Consider the following 18,280-nt stretch of genomic DNA (forward strand, 5'->3'; position numbering starts at 1 on the left):
GTGGGCGGCGGGTGCCGGCCGCTGGTGGAATGGCGCCATGACCGCGCTCGTGACCCCCGACGTCCGCCTGCACGCGACCTGGGCCGCGGCCATGCAGGAGTTCGGCGACGGCTACCCGCACGGCTCGGGCCTCGGGCACGAGGTGCCGACGTACGACGAGGAGGGCTGTGCGGCGTACGTCGCCTGGCTGCTCGGCGCCGCGGAGACGCCGATCCGCGAGGACTGGGTGCCCTGCACGTTCCTCTGGATCGCCGAGGGCGACGAGGTCGTCGGCTTCCTGGCGCTGCGGCACACGCTGAACGACTGGCTGCTCGAGGAGGGCGGCCACATCGGGTACTCGGTCCGGCCCTCGCGGCGCCGCGAGGGGCACGCCGGCCGGGCGCTCGGGCTCGCGCTGCCGCGGGCGGCGGCGCTCGGGCTCGACCGGGTGCTGCTGACCTGCGACGAGGACAACCTGGCCTCGCGGGGCACGATCGAGGCCAACGGCGGCGCCTACGAGGACTCCCGCAACGGCAAGCGCCGCTACTGGATCGCGACCGGCTCTCAGTCCTCGGGGCGGTAGTAGCGCACGACGCGCGTGAACTCCACGGGGTCGACCATCGACGCGTCGATCACGAACGGCGCCATGCTCCGGCGCACGAACAGGACCTTCCAGCCGCGGCTGCCGGGCTCGCCCACGATCTCGACCGGCGTGTAGTGGCTGGCCAGGTCGAACTGGTGGCGGCCGCCGGCCCGCTCCACGATCAGCATCCCGCCGCGGACGCTGAGCACCGCCACCGACGAGCCCGAGCGCACCGCCCAGATGATGCCGGTGAGCACGCCGAAGGTGGCCGCGATGCCGATGCTCGTGGTGGTGCGGTCCTGCCAGGCGAGGTACGCCGTCAGCACCGTCGCGGCCAGGGCCAGGAGCAGCAGCACGCCCACCACCCGGCGTACGCCGCGGCGCGGAGCGAACTCGACCACCGCCGGCATGCCCTCGGCGACGAGGGGTTCGCGGGTCGGCGGCGGCGGCGGCGGCGGCGGAGATGCCGGTGCCGGGGCGACCTGCTCCGTCGCGGGCTGCTCGGCGAAGGCGGCCACGACCGCCCGGGCCGCGTCGTGCTCGCTGGTCCTGGCCGGGGCGGGATCGGGCTCGGGGGCGGCCGGGGCCGCCGGCGCGCCGGGCAGCAGCGGTGAGTCCTCGCGCTCCCGCAGCTCGGGTGCGACCACCTCGGGGGCGACGGCGGGAGCGGTGGTGGTGTCCGCGAAGAGCGGGTTCTCGAACGTGGCGGCCGGGGCGGCGGTCGGCTGCTCCCGCTCCGCGTCACCGGCCCCCTCGCCGGCCCCCTCACGGTGCGCGAGCCAGCGGTCGAACAGGTCGTAGGCGCCCTCGCCCGACTCGTTCCCCCGTGCGTCTCCCATGCCGGAGAAACTACTCGCGGGAGAGGCGGTTACGCCTGCGGTTCGGCGGTCTGGTCCAGAACGCCCGCGCGGGTGGGCCCCGTGGGACTCGAACCCACAACCAAGAGATTAAAAGTCTCCTGCTCTGCCAATTGAGCTAGAGGCCCCGGACACGGGAGCGCTCGTCCGGGACTGCCGGACGACCAGCGGGCGCCGCCCGCCCATGACCGCGTCCGATTATGCCTTGGTCGGTGCGCAGGCCGATCGCAGTGTCGGATGACCAGCAGGTGGACGCCGACGATCTGGCCGTGAGTGCCCGGGGCGGGGCTCCGAGCCGCGGGCGTCGGGTCGCGTGGCGGCTCGGGCACCACCGCGACCCACCGCCCAGGTCGCCCGATCCCCGCCTCGGGACGGCGTGCGAACGGCGTGCGGACGGCGTACGCGACGGACGCGGGAGGTCGTCGTTCGCCGCCCTGTCACACCGTCGACGCGGAACCTTCACACCAAGTGCGCAAGATTCGTCGGCCGGGAATCTTCCGCCTCGCCCCAGGCTTGATAGTGTCGCTCCAGCAACAGGTGCAAGTTCCAGCAGGTCTGACGCCCGCGGAGTTTGTGATCCAACGGCGTTTCTTCTCATGGGTGCCTATCCAGGGTGGGAGCGACGTGTCACCGCATCTGATGCGGGGTCGTCGAAGTGATGACCTCTCGCCCCATATAGGAGTAACCAGTAATGGCTCAAGGCACCGTGAAGTGGTTCAACGCCGAGAAGGGTTTCGGCTTCATTGCGCAGGAGGACGGCGGCGACGACGTCTTCGTGCACTACTCGGCGATTCAGACCCAGGGCTACAAGTCCCTGGACGAGAACCAGAAGGTCGAGTTCGACGTCACGCAGGGCCCGAAGGGTCCGCAGGCGGAGAACGTGCGCGCGGTCTGACCGACGCACAACAGCCGACCGGGCAGCACCTGTCCGACAGGCCTTCGAACGAGGCTCCACCCCGTGCGGGTGGGGCCTCGTTTCCGTCTGGGGGGTGACGTCTAGCCCGAACGGGCCAGATTTGGCCCCGCGTGTTTGTCGCCACCACCCGTCGGGCACGCTGGGAGGCAGGGGACAGTCCGGCAGTCGTCAGAGTGAGGAGCTACCAACGGTGCACGACCAGTTCGACGTCACCCTCGAGGACGCCGACCTCCTCGGCGAGGTGGAGCTGACCACCAACCTCATCATCGCCGCGAGCGAGTCCGACGACCACCTGTCCGAGGGCCAGATCGACGAGATCCTCGGGGTCGATCCCGACGCTCCCACCGCGGGTTGAGCCCGCCGCGGGCCGAGACCCGCCGCGCTCCTCGCGCACCGCTCCCGTCACCTTGAGCGGTATACCCCATGGGGGTACCCTCGTGGGCATGGACGACCACCAGCACGGCTACATCCACCGCAAGGACGACTACCTCAAGCGGTTGCGCCGCATCGAGGGCCAGGCCCGTGGCCTGCAGCGGATGGTCGAGGAGGAGCAGTACTGCATCGACATCCTCACCCAGGTCTCCGCGATGACGAAGGCCCTCCACGCCGTCTCGATCGGCCTGCTGGAGGAGCACATGAACCACTGCGTCGTCGACGCCGCCCGCGTGGGCGACGCCGAGGCGCGCGAGAAGGTCACCGAGGCCGTGGACGCGATCGCGCGCCTGGTCCGGTCCTGAGCACCCACGACGACGAGGAGCACGACATGAGCGAGACCACCACCTGGACCGTCACCGGCATGACCTGCGGCCACTGCGTCGCCTCGGTCGCCGAGGAGATCGGCGAGCTGGACGGCGTCGAGCAGGTCGACGTCGTCCTCGCGACCGGCACGGTCACCGTCACCAGCGCCACCCCGCTCGACCGGGAGCGGGTCGAGGCGGCGGTGACGGAGGCCGGCTACGTGCTGGCATGACCGGCCACGTGGGCACGGGGACGAGCACCGACGTCGAGCTCGACATCTCCGGGATGACCTGCGCCTCCTGCGCGAACCGGATCGAGCGCAAGCTCAACAAGCTCGAGGGCGTCACGGCCACGGTGAACTACGCGACCGAGAAGGCCCGGGTCCACCACTCCGCTGCGGTCTCGACCGACGACCTGCTGGCCACCGTGGCGGCCGCGGGGTACGCCGCCGCCCTCCCTGCCGCCGAGCCCGTGGAGGAGACGCAGGGCCGCGACCCGCTCACCGTGCGGCTCGTGGTCTCCGCGGTGCTGTCGCTGCCGGTGGTCCTGCTCGGCATGGTGATGGCCCTGCAGTTCGAGGGCTGGGGCTGGGTCTCGCTGGTCCTGGCCACCCCAGTCGTGCTCTGGGGGGCCTGGCCCTTCCACCGGGCCGCCGCGGTCAACGCACGGCACGGTGCCACCACGATGGACACCCTGGTGTCCCTGGGCGTGGGGGCGGCGTACCTCTGGTCCGTCGTGGCGCTCGTCGCCGGCGGACACCTCTACCTCGAGGCCGCCTCCGTGGTCACGACGTTCCTGCTGGCGGGCCGCTGGCTCGAGCACCGCTCCAAGCGGCGGGCCGGTGCCGCCCTGCGCGCGCTGCTGTCGCTGGGGGCCAAGGAGGTCGCGGTGCTCCGCGACGGCCGCGAGGTGCTGGTCCCGGCCGAGAGGCTCGCGGTCGGTGATCTCTTCGTCGTACGCCCGGGCGAGAAGATCGCCACCGACGGCGTCGTCGACTCCGGCACGTCGGCCGTCGACGCCTCGATGCTGACCGGCGAGCCGGTGCCCGTGGAGGTGGCGCCCGGGGACGCCGTCGTCGGCGCGACCGTGAACGCCGGCGGGCGCCTCGTCGTCCGGGCCACCCGGGTCGGGAGCGACACCCAGCTGGCCCAGATGGCCCGTCTCGTCGCCGACGCCCAGAGCGGCAAGGCGGACGTGCAGCGGCTGGCGGACCGGGTCTCCGGCGTCTTCGTGCCGGTGGTCCTCGTGCTCGCACTCGCCACCCTCGCCGGGTGGCTCCTGCTCGGGGGCTCCGCGACCGACGCCTTCACCGCGGCCGTGTCGGTGCTGATCATCGCCTGCCCGTGCGCGCTGGGGCTGGCGACGCCGACCGCGCTGATGGTGGGCACCGGCCGCGGCGCGCAGCTGGGCATCCTGATCAAGGGTCCCGAGGTGCTCGAGTCCACCCGTCGGGTCGACACCGTGGTGCTGGACAAGACCGGCACGGTGACCACGGGGCGGATGAGCCTGGTGGACGTGGTCGTCGCCGCGGGCGAGTCGCCGGACGACGTACGACGCCTGGCGGCGGCGCTCGAGTCCGCCTCGGAGCACCCGATCGCGCGGGCCGTCGTGGCGGGCACTGCCGGCGCGGCACCGCTGCCGGACGTGACGGGCTTCGCGAACCTCGAGGGCCTGGGCGTCCGCGGGGGCGTCGAGGGCCGGGACGTGCTCGTCGGACGGCCGAGCCTGCTGGCCGAGCGCGGGCTGGCCGTGCCTGTGGCGCTCGCCGACGCCGTCGAGGCGGCGGAGTCCGCGGGCCGGACCGCCGTGCTGGTCGGCTGGGAGGGGCAGGCCCGCGGGGCGCTGGTCGTGGCCGACACGGTGAAGCCGACCTCCGTCGAGGCGGTGCGGAGGCTGCGCGACCTGGGGCTGACCCCGGTGCTGCTCACCGGCGACAACGAGCGCGCCGCTCGCGCGGTGGCCGCCGAGGTCGGGATCGAGCGGGTGGTGGCCGGGGTGCTGCCGAGCGGCAAGGTCGACGAGGTCCGTCGGCTCCAGGCCGAGGGTCACGTCGTCGCGATGGTGGGCGACGGCGTCAACGACGCCGCCGCCCTCGCCCAGGCCGACCTGGGCCTCGCGATGGGCACCGGCACCGACGTGGCGATCGAGGCCAGCGACCTGACGCTGGTGCGCGGCGACCTGCGGGTCGCGGCGGACGCGGTCCGGCTGGCGCGCCGTACCCTCACCACGATCAAGGGCAACCTGTTCTGGGCCTTCGCCTACAACGTCGCCGCGCTGCCGCTGGCCGCGCTGGGGTTGCTCGACCCGATGGTCGCCGGCGGCGCGATGGCGCTCTCGTCGGTCTTCGTCGTCACCAACAGCCTGCGGCTGCGGCGTTTCCGCTGACGACGGCTGGAGCATCAGCCTCAGCAGGTCGCGAAGAGCACCGGCCCGTTGCTCAGGTCGGACAGCACGTAGGCACCCTCGACCGGCTTCAGGTCCATCGTCACCAGCGACCCGTCCGCGGTGACGGAGCGGACGCTGAAGCGGTCGGCGAAGTCGCCGCCCTGGCCCGGCGCCGGGCCGGCGGCGAGGGCGGCGCGCGAGTCGGCGTTGGTGCGCGCCTGGTCGTCGTTCTCGAAGCCGAGCACCACCCGGACGTCGCGGTCGGGCTGGACGGACATCGCGAAGCCGGTGACCGGGTTGACCTTGCCGGCGTCGCGGAGCAGCTGGTCGGCCTGCTCCTGGTCGCCCGGGTCGGCCTGGCTCATCGCGAGCTTCTCGCAGGTGTAGGCACCGGAGTAGACGGCCGCGGACAGCGGGTCGCCGGACGCCGCGATGACCTGGCGCAGGTCGTCGGCGACCCCGTCGCCACCGTCGGAGTCCTTGACGGCCTGGGCGAGGTAGGTCGGCTCGTCGCTGGTCAGCACCAGCCCGCGCTCGGCGTCGAGGGCGATGAACTGCAGCTCCGGGGTCAGGTCCGAGCCGATGCTGCTGAGCAGGTCGCCGCCCTGCCAGACGCCGGTGTCGCTGGAGGGTCGGGTGAAGCCGAGGTCGGTGAGGTTCGCCTCGAGGTCGCCGAAGTCGGTCGACTCGGGCAGGTGCAGGATCACGACGGCGCCCTGGGGAGACTGGCTGAAGAGCTCCCAGTCGACGCTCGCGGGGGAGAAGCCGAACTTCGCCTGCAGCACCGGCGCGGACTGGACCAGCGCGGAGCCGGACGTGAGGTCGGCGTCGTAGCCCTGGTCGAGGAACTTCCGCAGCTGGGAGGTGCCGGAGTCGGCGTCCAGCGAGACGCCGAGCTCACGGCGTACGCCCGCCCAGTCGGTCCACGAGAGCCGCTCGGCGTCCGGCGGCGCCAGGGCCGCGGCCCGCTCGAGGTCGGTGCCCTGCTGGCTGCGCCACCACAGCAGACCGGCCGCGACGAGGGCGAGCGCCACCACGACGGCGGCCACGATGATGAGGCGCTTGCGCACGCGGTCTCCGTTCCTGGGCGAGGTGGTGTGAGACTACTGTCATGCCCCCCAGGGACGTGCTCGCGGCAGGAGCCGTGGTCTACCGCTCCGGCAAGCAGGTGCTGCTGGTCCATCGCCCGAAGTACGACGACTGGTCGTTCCCGAAGGGCAAGCTCGACCCCGGCGAGCACGTCACCGCCGCCGCGGTCCGCGAGGTCGAGGAGGAGACCGGGCTGCACGTGCGCCTCGGGCCGCCGCTGGAGCCGCAGCGCTACCTCGTGGCCGGGGGGCGCACCAAGCACGTGTCCTACTGGGTCGGCCGGGTGCTGGGCGACCACGACGTGAGCGGCTACCGGCTGAACGACGAGATCGACGGCGTGCGCTGGGTGCCGTACGACGAGGCGCTCGAGCTGCTCACCTACGGCTACGACCGGGCGACGCTGCGGGCGTCGCGGCCGCTGCGCCGTCCCACCCGGCCCGTCGTGGTCCTGCGCCACGCGTCCGCCCGCAGCCGCCGGGGCTGGGGCAAGGACGACCGGAAGCGACCGCTCCTCCAGTCGGGCAGCCTGCAGGCGGAGCGGTTGGTCCCGGTTCTCGCGGCGTACGGCGTCAGTCGTGTGCTCACCTCCGGGTCCCGGCGCTGCCTCGACACCGTGCGCCCGTTCGCCGACACCACCGGCTGGCCGCTCGAGGTCGAGGACGGGCTCAGCGAGGAGGGCGCCTCGCCCGCCTCGGTGCGGCGGGCGGTGACGGCACTGGTCGGGAGCGGTGACGCCGCGGTCGTCTGCACCCACCGGCCGGTGCTCCCGGGGGTGCTGGCCGCCCTCGGCGTGCCCGACGACAGGCTCGAGCCGGGTGCGTTCCTGGTCGCCCACCTGCGCCACGGCGAGGTCGTCGCGACCGAGCGGCACTGGCTGCACTGACCGAGCTCCAGCGGAGGGTTCGCGCAGCGCTCGTCAAGACCTCCGGGCCGTGTTCACGTGATGGCCGTCTCGTTTCCGGCCTTTTGTGGACGTCCAGCCGGTTCGTATTCACCCCTCGTTCACCGACGGCGGCCGGTCCAGTCACCTGCGCTCCCTAACTTCCTTCGTGTGATGACCACGAATCTTCAGGAGAACGACGTGAAGCGCTCCTCTCTCCGCCGGGCGATCGTCCCCGGCATCGCCGTCCTCGTCCTGGCCCTCTCGGGCTGCGCCGCTGGCAACGACACCGGTGGCGACACCGGCACGGGCTCCGGCTCGGGTGACCTCAGCGGCACGCTGAACGGCGGCGGCTCGTCCGCCCAGGAGTCGGCCCAGGCCGCCTGGCGCGCCGGGTTCCAGGGCGCCAACGGCGACGCCGTCACCGTGAACTACGACCCGGTCGGCTCCGGCACGGGCCGCGAGAACTTCATCTCCGGCGCCTACCTCTTCGCAGGCTCCGACTCCGCCCTGAGCACCGACGAGGGCGAGCTCGACAAGGCCACCGAGCGCTGCGGCGGCTCCCCGGCCATCGAGGTCCCGGCGTACGTCAGCCCGATCGCCGTCGTCTACAACCTCCAGGGCGTCGACGACCTGCAGCTGTCCGCCCCCGTGATCGCCCAGATCTTCAACGGCACGATCACGAAGTGGGACGACCCGCTCATCGCCGCCGACAACCCGGACGCGACGCTGCCCGACACGACGATCACCCCCGTGCACCGCTCGGACGACTCGGGCACCACGAGCAACTTCACCGACTACCTGGAGAAGGCTGCCGAGGGCAAGTGGGCCGACCCGCACGACGGCGTGTGGCCGCTCAAGGGTGGCGAGGCCGGCGAGGGCACCTCGGGCCTCGTGGCCGCGGTCAAGGCCGGCGACGGCACGATCGGCTACGCCGACGAGAGCCAGGCCGGTGACCTCGGCGTCGCCAAGATCAAGGTCGGCTCGGAGTACAACGCCCCGACCGCCGAGGGCGCCGCGCAGGTGCTCGCCGAGTCGCCGCGCACCGAGGGCCGCGACGCGGTCGACATGGCGATCGACGTGGACCGCACCGCGACCGACTCGGGTGCCTACCCGCTGATGCTGACGTCGTACCTCATCGCCTGCCAGACCTACGACAAGGCGTCCGACGCCGACCTGGTCAAGGGCTACCTGTCGTACGTCGTGTCGGAGGAGGGCCAGCAGGCCGCCGCCGACCAGGCCGGCTCCGCGCCGCTCGACTCGTCGCTGCAGCAGGAAGCCGCCGGCATCGTCGAGAAGATCGCCGCCAAGTAACGTCAGTTCAACAGCAGCACACGGCGTGCGGCGGGTCGGGGAACCGGCTCGCCGCATCGCCACGCCGGACCCGAGCTGAGGAGAGCAGTGACAGCCACCATGACCCCGGACGAGACCCGGCAGGCGACCCCGCCGCGCCGGCGGGGCGACCGCGTCTTCGCCGGCCTCAGCCGCGGAGCGGGCCTGGTCATCCTGGCCGCGCTCGCCGGGGTCTTCGTCTTCCTGACGATCGAGGGCATCCCCGGCCTCAGCCAGCCCGCGTCGACCTACGCCCCCAGCGCCGACTTCCTCTCGTACGTCGGCCCGCTGGTGTTCGGCACGATCCTGGCCGCGCTCCTGGCGCTGGTCCTGGCGGTGCCGTTCGCGTTCGGGATCGCGCTGTTCATCTCGCACTACGCGCCGCGCCGGCTCGCGACCCCGGTGGCCTACGTGGTCGACCTGCTCGCGGCCGTCCCGTCCGTGGTGTTCGGCCTGTGGGGGGCGCGCACGCTGGCGCCGTACCTCGTCAGCCTGCACACCTGGCTGGCCGAGCACGCCTCGTGGATCCCCTTCTTCAAGGGTCCGGCGTCCGTGACCGGTCGCACCATCTTCACCGCCGGCATCGTGCTGGCGATCATGATCCTCCCGATCATCACCGCGATCTCGCGCGAGATCTTCGCCCAGACCCCACGGCTGAACGAGGAGGCCGCGCTCGCGCTCGGCGCGACGCGCTGGGAGATGATCCGGCTGACGGTCTTCCCCTACGCCCGCTCGGGCATGGTCTCGGCCGTGATGCTCGGCCTGGGTCGCGCGCTCGGCGAGACGATGGCGGTCGCGATGGTGCTGTCCGCCTCGCCGGTCGTCACGCTCAACCTGATCTCGAACACCAACCCGGCCACGGTCGCCTCGAACATCGCCTCCAGCTTCTCCGAGGCGACGCCGGCCAAGCTGCACGTGCTGATCGCGACCGGCCTGGTGCTGTTCGCCTTCACCTTCGCGGTGAACTTCGCGGCCCGCTGGGTCGTGGGCCGCAGCGAGCGGAGGATGGCCCGATGAGCGCCTCCGAGCTCGCCCTCAAGGACGTCTCCTCGTCCATGTCCCTCGCGCAGCCGCGGCTGCCGCGCTGGGCGCCCGCGCTGATCGGCGTGCTCGCGCTCGCCGGCGCCGGCCTGCCGGCGATGCTGCTCGGCTGGGGCCTGGTGCCGTGGCTGCTGCTGGCGCTGCTGCTGTTCCTCGTCGGGCTGCCGCTGTGGTCGCTGGGCGTCGAGAACTCCCGCGCCGCCGTCGACCGGCTGATGACCTCGCTGGTGTGGTCGGCCTTCGGGCTGGCCGTGGTGCCGCTCGTCTGGCTGCTCTGGACCGTCGTCAGCAAGGGCGCCTCGGTCATCAGCGTCGAGTTCCTGACCTACGACATGCGCAACATCGTCGGCCCCGGCGGCGGCATCTACCACGCGCTGCTCGGGACCCTGCTGGTCACGCTGGCCGCCGCCGCCATCTCGGTCCCGGTCGGGCTGTTCGCTGCGATCTACCTCGTCGAGTACGGCAAGGGCAGCAAGCTCGCGAAGTGGATCACCTTCCTCGTGGACGTGATGACCGGCATCCCCTCGATCGTGGCCGGCCTCTTCGCGCTGGCGGTCTTCGTGCTGATCCTGGGTCCGCAGGCCCGGCTCGGCTTCGGCGGCTCCGTCGCGCTGTCGCTGCTGATGATCCCGATCGTGGTCCGCTCGGCCGAGGAGATGCTGCGGCTGGTGCCCGACGACCTGCGCGAGGCGTCGTACGCCCTCGGCGTACCCAAGTGGCGCACGATCACCAAGGTGGTGCTCCCGACGGCCCTGGGCGGCATCATCACGGGTGTGACTCTCGCCGTGGCCCGCGTGATCGGGGAGACCGCGCCGCTGCTGGTCGTCGCCGGCAAGACGGACTCGGTCAACCTCAACCTGATGCACGAGCGGATGACCACCCTGCCCGTGTACATCTTCTACTCGTTCACCCAGCCGGGCATCGCGCCCGCCGGCAGCGGCGCCGAGGCGCCCGGGATCGCCCGCGCGTGGGGGGCCGCCCTGGTCCTCATCGTGATCGTGATGGTCCTCAACCTGCTGGCGCGCTTCGTCGGCAAGATCTTCGCCCCCAAGAAAGGCTGAGCCCCACTCATGGCCAAGAGCATCGACGTCTCCGACCTGAACATCTACTACGGGGACTTCCTCGCCGTCGAGGGCGTCAACATGACCATCAAGGCGCGGTCCGTGACCGCGTTCATCGGCCCCTCCGGCTGCGGCAAGTCCACCATGCTGCGGTCGCTGAACCGCATGCACGAGGTGATCCCCGGCGCCCGCGTCGAGGGCAAGATCATGGTGGACGGGCAGTCGCTGTACGACGCCTCGATCGACCCGGTCGCCGTACGCCGCGAGATCGGCATGGTCTTCCAGCGCCCCAACCCGTTCCCCACGATGTCGATCTACGACAACGTCCTCGCGGGCAACCGGCTGAACGCCAAGAAGATGAAGAAGTCCGAGGCCGACACCATCGTCGAGCGCTCGCTCTCCGCGGCGAACCTCTGGGCCGAGGTCAAGGACCGTCTCAACAAGCCCGGCATGGGCTTGTCCGGCGGCCAGCAGCAGCGGCTCTGCATCGCCCGCGCGATCGCCGTCGAGCCGCAGGTGCTGCTCATGGACGAGCCGTGCTCGGCCCTCGACCCGATCTCGACCTCCGCGATCGAGGACCTGATCCACGAGCTGAAGACCGACTACACGATCGTCATCGTCACCCACAACATGCAGCAGGCCGCCCGCGTCTCCGACGACACCGGCTTCTTCAACCTCAAGGCCACCGGCGAGCCCGGCCACCTCGTGGAGTTCAACCCCACCAAGAAGATGTTCACCCAGCCCGACCAGGAGTCCACCGAGGCGTACATCTCGGGCCGCTTCGGCTGAGTGCTCGAGGGCGCTCGGCGCGGGCGCCGGTGTCAGGGAGTTGCCCCGGATAGTCCGACACGATTTCGTCGTCGGGACAGCCGATGGACGACAAATTCGTAGCGGACTATGCCGGCGCTGCCGGGGGTGTGGATAGCCGCTGCAGCGATCCTCGGGCCGAGGAACCCTCGTGGGGTGTCCGCGTTCGATCCACCCGCCTTCCACGCCGCCCGGCCCGGGCTCGTCCGGCCCGTGCGCGTGGACCCGAAGGGCGAGCGAGGGCCAACCCCCGCGCAGGTGCGCGGGGCGGCGTGGCGACGGACGAGTGCGGGTCTCTTCGTTCCGTCGACGGTGGGCCTCGACCGTGTCGAGCAGAGGATCGTCGAGGCGGCCGCTGTCCTGCCGAGCTACGGAGGCGTCACGGGCTGGGCGGCGCTGCGGTGGCTGGGTGGACGCTGGTTCGAGGGCACGGACGTGGCCGGGTGGCGGTTGCCGGTGACACTGGCGACCGGTGGGCTGAACGTCCGTCACCAGCCGGGGATCCGGGTGTGCAAGGAGAAGCTGGACCCTCGCGACCTCATCGAGGTGGACGGCCTGCGGATCACCACGGCAGCACGGTCCGTGTGCTTCGAGATGCGGTACGCCGACAATCTTCGGCTGGCCGTGCGTGCCGCAGACATGGCGTGCTTCAACGACCTCGTCTCGACGTCCGAGCTGTCGACGTACGTGCTCGCCCACGCCGCGTGGACGGGGATCCCCCGAGCGCGCGACGCTCTCGGCCTGATGCAGGAGAACAGCTGGTCGCCTGCGGAGGTCGACCTGCGCCTCGTGTGGACGGTGGACGCAGGGCTCGGCATCCCCCTCTGCAACGTCCCGATCTTCGACCGGGCTGGCCGGCACCTGGGCACGCCCGACCTGTTCGACCCGGACGCGGGGGTCGCCGTCGAGTACGACTCCTCCCTGCACCTGACCGGATTTCAACGAGCGAGGGATGTGCGGCGGGAGGAGGTGTTCCGCAGCCATGGCCTGGAGTACCTCACCTCCGTCGCGGCCGATCGCGGCGACGTCGACGCGCTGGTGGCTCGGATCCACGCCACTCGAGCACGAGCCCGGTGGCTGCCCGAGTCACAGCGCGCCTGGACGACCCAGGCACCCCCGTGGTGGGTCCGCACCGAGACCGTGGAGCAGCGACGGCGGTTGACCAGCGGACAACGGTCCTACCTGCTGCGCCACCGAGCCGGCTGACGCGTCACCACCGGCATAGTCCGACACGTTTCTGTCGCCCCAAGGGGCTTCGGACAACAGAAACGTGTCGGACTATCCCGCCAGAGCGCGAGCCCGGCCGCCGGCCAGGCTCAGACCGGGACGACCAGGTGCAGCACGAAGTAGCAGATCGCGGCCATCAGACCGGCCATGGGGAAGGTGAGGACCCAGGCGGTGACGATCGAGCGGGCGACGCCCCAGCGGACGGCGGAGAAGCGCTTGGTGGCGCCGGCGCCCATGATCGACGAGGTGATGATGTGGGTGGTCGAGATGGGGGCGGCGTACACGAACGCGGTGGTGTAGAGCACGGCCGCGCCGACCGACTCGGCGGAGAAGCCGCGGGCCGGGTCGAGGTGGATGATCCGGCGGCCGAGGGTGCGCATGATGCGCCAGCCGCCGGAGTAGGTGCCGAGCGAGATCGCCGAGGCGGCCGCGATGACGACCCAGAGGGGGAGCGGGTCGCCCTCGGAGACGTGGTCGGTCGCGAGGAGCGCCAGGAAGATGACACCCATCGTCTTCTGGGCGTCCTGCAGGCCGTGGCCCAGGGCGAGCCCGGCGGCCGAGACGGTCTGCGCCATCCGGAAGCCGCGGAAGACCTTGTGCGGGTTCCGCTTCCGGAAGATCCACATGATCGAGAGCATCACGACGAAGGCCGCCGCGAAGCCGAACAGCGGCGAGGCCACCATCGGGATCACGACCTTGTCGATGATCGTCTTCCACTGCACGGCCGCGATGTCGGGGCCCGCGGCGATGGTCGCGCCGCCGAGGCCGCCGATGAGGGCGTGCGAGGAGGAGGAGGGGAGGCCGAAGTACCACGTGATGAGGTTCCACGCGATGGCCCCGAGCAGGCCCGCGAGTACGACGACGAGCGCATGCCCCGCGTCGAGGCCGTCGGCGAACTTGATGGTGTCACTGACGGTGTGCGCGACCTCCTGGCCGAGCAGCGCGCCGACGAAGTTCATCACCGCCGCGAGGATCAGGGCGACCCGTGGGGTCAGCGCCCGGGTCGAGACCGAGGTGGCGATGGCGTTCGCCGCGTCGTGAAAACCGTTGGTGTAGTCGAAGCCGAGGGCCACGACGACAACCGCGATGACAATCGCGAGCTCCACGGGTCAGGACTCCTTGACCGCGATCTGCTCCACGATGTTGGCGACCTTCTCGAAGGCGTCGATGGCGCCCTCGAGCGACTCGACGATGTCCTTCAGCTTGAGCACCTCCATCGCCTTGTACTCGCCGCTGAACAGGTGGGCGAGCATCCGGCGGTGGTTCTTGTCGCCGACGTTCTCGAGACGGTTGATCTCGATCCAGTACTCCTCCAGCGACTGCATCGAGCGGAGGTTCGGCATCGCAGCCGCGGTGATCTCGGCGCAGCGCTGGATGACCTCGACCTGGGTCGACAGCTCGGCCGGCAGGATCTTCACCTCGTACAGCAGGATCAGGTCGACGACCTCGTCCATCATGTCCATGACGTCGTCGATCCCCGAGGCGAGGTTGTAGATGTCCTCGCGGTCGAAGGGCGTGACGAACGTCGTGTTCACGCGGCGGACGATGGCGTGCGTCGTCTCGTCGGCCTGGTGCTCGGCCTCGCGCATCCGACGGGCCACGTCCTGGTGGTCGGCGGTCTCGCTGAGCATCTCGGCGAGCAGCTCGGCGCCCCCGACGAGGTGCTGGGCAGCCTCGCTGAAGAGGTCGTAGAACGTCGTGTCGGTCGGGCGGAACTTCAAACCCACGGGAAACTCCTGGAGAGCAGGATGAGAACAGCCGTCATGCTAGGGGGTCGGGACGCCGGACGCGCAAGTCAGGGCGCCGAGCGGCGTCGCCGCTGGCCCTCGATGAGCGCCTCCTGGAGGTGGACGCCGCCAGCGTTACGGGTCCACTCGCCGTCCGGCCCGAGCAGCCAGGCGTTGGTGTCGGGGTCGAAGGCGAGGTCGAGCAGCCGGCCGACGGCCTCCACGTTGTCCGGACCGGGCAGCCGCACCAGGACCTCGACGCGGCGGTCGAGGTTGCGGTGCATCATGTCGGCCGACCCGATCCAGGCCTGCGGCTCGCCGGCGTTCTCGAACCAGAACACCCGGCTGTGCTCCAGGAAGCGGCCGAGGACCGAGCGGACCTCGATGGTCTCCGACAGCCCGGGAACCCCGGGCCGCAGCGAGCAGATCCCGCGCACGAGCAGCTGGATCGGCACACCCGCCTGCGAGGCGAGGTAGAGCGCGTCGATGATCGCCTCGTCGACGACCGAGTTGGCCTTCATCCGGATCCGGGCCGGGCGACCGGCCCGGTGGTGGGCGATCTCCTGGTGGATCTGGTCGACCAGGCCGTCCCGCACGGAGTCCGGGGCGACGAGCAGCTCGTCGTACGACGCGTTGCGGGCGTAGCCGCTGAGGTTGTTGAACAGGTGGGCGACATCCTCGCCGATGCGCTCGTTGGTGGTGATCAGCCCGAGGTCCTCGTAGCTGCGCGCGGTCTTGCCGTTGTAGTTGCCGGTGCCGATGTGCGTGTAGCGGCGGATCCCCTCGGCCTCGTCACGGACGACCATCGACAGCTTGCAGTGGGTCTTGAGCCCGACCAGGCCGTAGACCACGTGGCAGCCGGCCTGCTCGAGCTTGCGGGCCCAGCGGATGTTGGCCTGCTCGTCGAAGCGCGCCTTGATCTCGACGATCACCAGCACCTGCTTGCCGGACTCGGCCGCGTCGACGAGGGCGTCGATGATCGGGGAGTCCCCGGAGGTGCGGTAGAGCGTCTGCTTGATCGCCAGCACGTGCGGGTCGGCGGCGGCCTGCTCGATGAAGCGCTGGACCGAGGTGGCGAACGAGTCGTAGGGGTGGTGCAGCAGCACGTCGTTGCGGCGCGCGGCCTTGAAGACGTCGACGGGCGCCGCGGACTCGACCTCGGCCAGGCGGGAGTGGGTGGTCGGCACGAAGGCGGCGTACTTCAGCTCCTCGCGCGGCAGGTCGGCGATGCCGTGCAGGCCGCGCAGGTCGAGCGGGCCGGGCAGCCGGAAGACCTCGTCCTGGGTGACGCCGAGCTCGGAGGTCAGCAGCTCCAGCACCGCGGGGGAGATGGTCTCCTCGACCTCGAGGCGCACCGGCGGGCCGAAGCGGCGGCGGAGCAGCTCCTTCTCGAGGGCGGCGAGGAGGTTCTCGGCGTCGTCCTCCTCGACCTCGAGGTCCTCGTTGCGCGTCACCCGGAAGGAGTGCGCCTCCAGCACCTCCATGCCGGGGAAGAGCCGCTTGAGGTGCTCGGCGATGACGTCCTCGAGCGGCACGAAGCGCTGGTTGCCCAGCGGCACGAAGCGGGTGAAGATCGGCGGCACCTTGACCCGCGCGAAGTGCTCCTTGTCCGTCTTCGGGTTGCGGATCACGACGGCGAGGTTGAGCGAGAGGCCGGAGATGTAGGGGAACGGGTGCGCGGGGTCGACCGCCAGCGGGGTCAGCACCGGGAAGACCCGGTCCTTGAAGAGCCGCTTGCAGTACTTCTGCTCCTCGCGGTCGAGCTCGTCCCACCGCAGCAACTCGATGCCGGCCTCGGTCAGGGCCGGCACGATCTCGTCGCGGAAGACGTGGGCGTGCCGCAGCATCTGCTCGCCGGCGCCGCGCCAGATCTGCTCCAGCACCTCGCGCGGCATCAGGCCCGAGGCGGCCCGCACCGCGACCCCGGCCGCGATCCGGCGCTTGAGACCGGCGACGCGGACCATGAAGAACTCGTCGAGGTTGCTCGTGACGATCGCGAGGTAGCGGGCCCGCTCGAGCAGCGGCAGCGACTGGTCCTCGGCGAGGTCGAGGACGCGCTGGTTGAAGTGCAGCCACGAGAGCTCCCGGTCGAGGAAGCGGTCGTCGTACTTCTCGACCGCGGCGAGCGCCTCGTGGTCGGGGACGTACGGCGGCTCCACGTCGAACGTCGCCTCCGCGGCGCGGTCGTCCGGTGGGACGACGACGGGGCTGGGGACGGTCTCCGCACTCATGTAGACCAGTGTGGCACCGGCGGGTGAACGGCGGGTGGACGTGATCGGGGCCGGACGGATGGGGTACAAACAGGTGTGAGCAGTCGCCTGGGGGGTGTGGAGGCCACGCTGCGGCCCCACCCCGCCAGCGTGGGGGAGGCGCGTCGCCTCGTCCGGGAGGAGCTGGCGCGCGCGGGCCGGGACGACCTGGTCGAGACCGCCGAGCTGCTCGTCAGCGAGGTCGTCACGAACGCGCTCGTGCACGCCGGGACGCAGATCAGCGTGCGGGCCTGGGTGCTGGCGGTCGGCCTGCGGGTCGAGGTGGGTGACGGCAGCACGCAGCTGCCCGCCCCGCGGCACAACTCGACGCTGGCCGGCACCGGTCGCGGGCTGCGGATGCTGCAGCAGATGGTCGACCGCTGGGGCGCCCAGCCGAGCGGCGAGGGCAAGACCGTGTGGTTCGAGCTCGACCGGGGTGACCGTGAGGGCGCCGAGAGCGTCCTCGACCTCTCCGGGCTCCCGGAGGTCGACGTCGTGCCCGGACCGGACACCCTGGCTGTCGAGCTGCGCAACGTCCCGCTGCTGATCCACGTCGCCTGGCACCAGCACGCGGAGGCGCTGCTGCGCGAGTACCTCCTCCACAACCTCACCGACGACGACGACCTCCTGGCGCTGCAGGCGCACGCCGCGGCCAGCGAGGCGATCGGGCTGATGCTCGAGCACTTCCCCGACCCCGGGCTGGGCGACGACTCCGACGAGCTGATGGCCACGGCCACCGAGCCGGCCGTCTCCAGCCCGAAGCTGGTGCTGCCGGTCTCGGGCGACGACGTCACGAACTTCAAGGTGCTCGACGAGACGATCGACGCCGCGATCGCGCTGTCGGACGCCGGGGCCTTCCTGAACCCGCCCACCCAGCCCGAGATCCGCGCCTTCCGCCGCTGGGTCTGCCGGGAGGTCGCGATCCAGGCGGTCGGTGGCCGGGCCTCGGCCTGGATGGACCTCGCCGACGCCGCCCCGCCCGAGGTGGCGCCGCTGCCGTGGGCCTCGCGCGAGGTCTCGGAGTCCCCGACCGGCCAGATCGCCGCGGACGACGCCAACCGGATCCTCGCGGTGAGCCCGCCGGCGCTGGCGGCGCTGGGCTACGACCACGAGGACGAGCTGGTCGGGCAGCGGCTCGTCGCGATCATCCCGCCGCGCTACCGGCAGGCCCACCTCGCCGGCTTCACGCTGTTCCTGGCCAACGGCCGCGCGCCGCTGCTGGACCGCGCGGTGACCGTCCCGGGCCTCTGCCGCGACGGGAGCGAGCGCCTCGTCGAGCTCACGATCGCGGCGCACCGCCTGGCCGACGGACGGCACGTCTTCGTCGCCGACCTGCGCCTGCCCGAGGCGGTCCCCGACGCCGCGTCCGCCTGACGCGGCCCCTGGGCGCGCGCCGCGCCAGCGGTCGC

The 18,280-nt window shown here is 71.5% G+C and carries 18 protein-coding genes and 1 tRNA gene; 13 read left to right on the forward strand and 6 right to left on the reverse strand.

Translation table 11 applies throughout. From position 1 onward, the window contains the following. Positions 1–37 precede the first annotated feature (37 nt). A complete protein-coding gene (locus H5V45_RS14065) occupies positions 38–562 on the forward strand; it encodes a GNAT family N-acetyltransferase (RefSeq protein WP_185253502.1) in 525 nt (174 codons plus the stop codon). Here H5V45_RS14065 and H5V45_RS14070 read toward each other — a convergent pair. Continuing rightward, complete coding sequence (locus H5V45_RS14070; RefSeq protein WP_185253503.1) at positions 544–1,401, reverse strand: hypothetical protein; 858 nt, start codon at positions 1,399–1,401, stop codon at positions 544–546. The two genes, H5V45_RS14065 and H5V45_RS14070, sit on opposite strands and share 19 nt — an antisense overlap. 73 nt (positions 1,402–1,474) lie before the next feature. After that, positions 1,475–1,547: transfer RNA gene (locus tag H5V45_RS14075), tRNA-Lys, on the reverse strand. Between the two features lie 563 nt (positions 1,548–2,110). On the opposite strand from H5V45_RS14075, the gene H5V45_RS14080 reads away from it, so the two are divergent. From H5V45_RS14080 to H5V45_RS14100, 5 genes are all read left to right on the forward strand, one after another. Then, positions 2,111–2,314, forward strand: coding sequence for a cold-shock protein (locus H5V45_RS14080; RefSeq protein ID WP_068108172.1), 204 nt, complete (start codon positions 2,111–2,113; stop codon positions 2,312–2,314). Positions 2,315–2,525: 211 nt separating this feature from the next. Continuing rightward, positions 2,526–2,690 (forward strand): hypothetical protein, encoded by a 165-nt coding sequence (locus H5V45_RS14085; RefSeq protein ID WP_185253504.1) that lies wholly within the window; start codon positions 2,526–2,528, stop codon positions 2,688–2,690. Positions 2,691–2,778: 88 nt separating this feature from the next. Beyond that, positions 2,779–3,072, forward strand: a complete 294-nt coding sequence (locus H5V45_RS14090) for a metal-sensitive transcriptional regulator (protein ID WP_185253505.1) — start codon at positions 2,779–2,781, stop codon at positions 3,070–3,072. A gap of 26 nt (positions 3,073–3,098) precedes the next feature. Next, the gene (locus H5V45_RS14095) at positions 3,099–3,305 is read left to right on the forward strand and encodes a heavy-metal-associated domain-containing protein (protein ID WP_185253506.1); all 207 of its coding nucleotides are present in this window, start codon (positions 3,099–3,101) and stop codon (positions 3,303–3,305) included. Continuing rightward, the gene (locus tag H5V45_RS14100) at positions 3,302–5,458 is read left to right on the forward strand and encodes a heavy metal translocating P-type ATPase (protein WP_185253507.1); all 2,157 of its coding nucleotides are present in this window, start codon (positions 3,302–3,304) and stop codon (positions 5,456–5,458) included. Before H5V45_RS14095 ends, H5V45_RS14100 begins: the two co-directional genes overlap by 4 nt. Before the next feature lie 20 nt (positions 5,459–5,478). On the opposite strand, the gene H5V45_RS14105 is transcribed toward H5V45_RS14100, so the two are convergent. Next, positions 5,479–6,528, reverse strand: coding sequence for a hypothetical protein (locus H5V45_RS14105; protein WP_185253508.1), 1,050 nt, complete (start codon positions 6,526–6,528; stop codon positions 5,479–5,481). 41 nt (positions 6,529–6,569) lie between these two features. On the opposite strand from H5V45_RS14105, the gene H5V45_RS14110 reads away from it, so the two are divergent. The 6 genes from H5V45_RS14110 to H5V45_RS14135 all read left to right on the forward strand — a co-directional run bounded on the left by H5V45_RS14110 (position 6,570) and on the right by H5V45_RS14135 (position 12,874). Then, complete coding sequence (locus tag H5V45_RS14110; RefSeq protein WP_185253509.1) at positions 6,570–7,430, forward strand: NUDIX hydrolase; 861 nt, start codon at positions 6,570–6,572, stop codon at positions 7,428–7,430. A gap of 198 nt (positions 7,431–7,628) precedes the next feature. Beyond that, the gene (gene pstS / locus H5V45_RS14115; RefSeq protein WP_343061563.1) at positions 7,629–8,741 is read left to right on the forward strand and encodes a phosphate ABC transporter substrate-binding protein PstS; all 1,113 of its coding nucleotides are present in this window, start codon (positions 7,629–7,631) and stop codon (positions 8,739–8,741) included. Between the two features lie 87 nt (positions 8,742–8,828). Continuing rightward, positions 8,829–9,776, forward strand: a complete 948-nt coding sequence (gene pstC / locus H5V45_RS14120; protein WP_343061564.1) for a phosphate ABC transporter permease subunit PstC — start codon at positions 8,829–8,831, stop codon at positions 9,774–9,776. Then, on the forward strand, positions 9,773–10,861 hold the full coding sequence (pstA, locus tag H5V45_RS14125; protein ID WP_185253511.1) for a phosphate ABC transporter permease PstA: 1,089 nt from the start codon (positions 9,773–9,775) through the stop codon (positions 10,859–10,861). The genes pstC and pstA overlap by 4 nt, the downstream gene beginning before the upstream one ends. A 9-nt stretch (positions 10,862–10,870) precedes the next feature. After that, positions 10,871–11,650: a phosphate ABC transporter ATP-binding protein PstB gene (pstB, locus tag H5V45_RS14130; RefSeq protein WP_185253512.1), complete on the forward strand. Its 780-nt coding sequence runs from the start codon at positions 10,871–10,873 to the stop codon at positions 11,648–11,650. A 330-nt stretch (positions 11,651–11,980) separates the two neighbouring features. Next, the gene (locus tag H5V45_RS14135) at positions 11,981–12,874 is read left to right on the forward strand and encodes a hypothetical protein (RefSeq protein ID WP_185253513.1); all 894 of its coding nucleotides are present in this window, start codon (positions 11,981–11,983) and stop codon (positions 12,872–12,874) included. 110 nt (positions 12,875–12,984) lie between these two features. Here the strand turns inward: H5V45_RS14135 and H5V45_RS14140 are convergent, their stop codons facing one another. The 3 genes from H5V45_RS14140 to H5V45_RS14150 all read right to left on the reverse strand — a co-directional run bounded on the left by H5V45_RS14140 (position 12,985) and on the right by H5V45_RS14150 (position 16,853). Then, entirely contained in the window at positions 12,985–14,001 is a 1,017-nt protein-coding gene (locus H5V45_RS14140; protein WP_185253514.1) for an inorganic phosphate transporter, read from the reverse strand. 3 nt (positions 14,002–14,004) lie between these two features. Continuing rightward, on the reverse strand, positions 14,005–14,622 hold the full coding sequence (locus H5V45_RS14145; RefSeq protein ID WP_185253515.1) for a DUF47 family protein: 618 nt from the start codon (positions 14,620–14,622) through the stop codon (positions 14,005–14,007). 68 nt (positions 14,623–14,690) lie between these two features. After that, positions 14,691–16,853 (reverse strand): RNA degradosome polyphosphate kinase, encoded by a 2,163-nt coding sequence (locus H5V45_RS14150; RefSeq protein ID WP_185253516.1) that lies wholly within the window; start codon positions 16,851–16,853, stop codon positions 14,691–14,693. 75 nt (positions 16,854–16,928) lie between these two features. On the opposite strand from H5V45_RS14150, the gene H5V45_RS14155 reads away from it, so the two are divergent. Beyond that, positions 16,929–18,245 (forward strand): ATP-binding protein, encoded by a 1,317-nt coding sequence (locus H5V45_RS14155; RefSeq protein WP_185253517.1) that lies wholly within the window; start codon positions 16,929–16,931, stop codon positions 18,243–18,245. Positions 18,246–18,280: the final 35 nt, after the last annotated feature.

The organism is Nocardioides luti, from assembly GCF_014212315.1.
Classification (GTDB): domain Bacteria; phylum Actinomycetota; class Actinomycetes; order Propionibacteriales; family Nocardioidaceae; genus Nocardioides; species Nocardioides luti.

Coding starts and splice junctions, on each gene's coding strand:
- H5V45_RS14150 (WP_185253516.1), bottom strand. CDS start 16,853: ATGAGTGCGGAGACCGTCCCCAGCCCCGTCGTCGTCCCACCGGACGAC.
- H5V45_RS14080 (WP_068108172.1), top strand. CDS start 2,111: ATGGCTCAAGGCACCGTGAAGTGGTTCAACGCCGAGAAGGGTTTCGGC.
- H5V45_RS14095 (WP_185253506.1), top strand. CDS start 3,099: ATGAGCGAGACCACCACCTGGACCGTCACCGGCATGACCTGCGGCCAC.
- H5V45_RS14070 (WP_185253503.1), bottom strand. CDS start 1,401: ATGGGAGACGCACGGGGGAACGAGTCGGGCGAGGGCGCCTACGACCTG.
- H5V45_RS14065 (WP_185253502.1), top strand. CDS start 38: ATGACCGCGCTCGTGACCCCCGACGTCCGCCTGCACGCGACCTGGGCC.
- pstA (WP_185253511.1), top strand. CDS start 9,773: ATGAGCGCCTCCGAGCTCGCCCTCAAGGACGTCTCCTCGTCCATGTCC.
- H5V45_RS14090 (WP_185253505.1), top strand. CDS start 2,779: ATGGACGACCACCAGCACGGCTACATCCACCGCAAGGACGACTACCTC.
- pstB (WP_185253512.1), top strand. CDS start 10,871: ATGGCCAAGAGCATCGACGTCTCCGACCTGAACATCTACTACGGGGAC.
- H5V45_RS14100 (WP_185253507.1), top strand. CDS start 3,302: ATGACCGGCCACGTGGGCACGGGGACGAGCACCGACGTCGAGCTCGAC.
- H5V45_RS14110 (WP_185253509.1), top strand. CDS start 6,570: ATGCCCCCCAGGGACGTGCTCGCGGCAGGAGCCGTGGTCTACCGCTCC.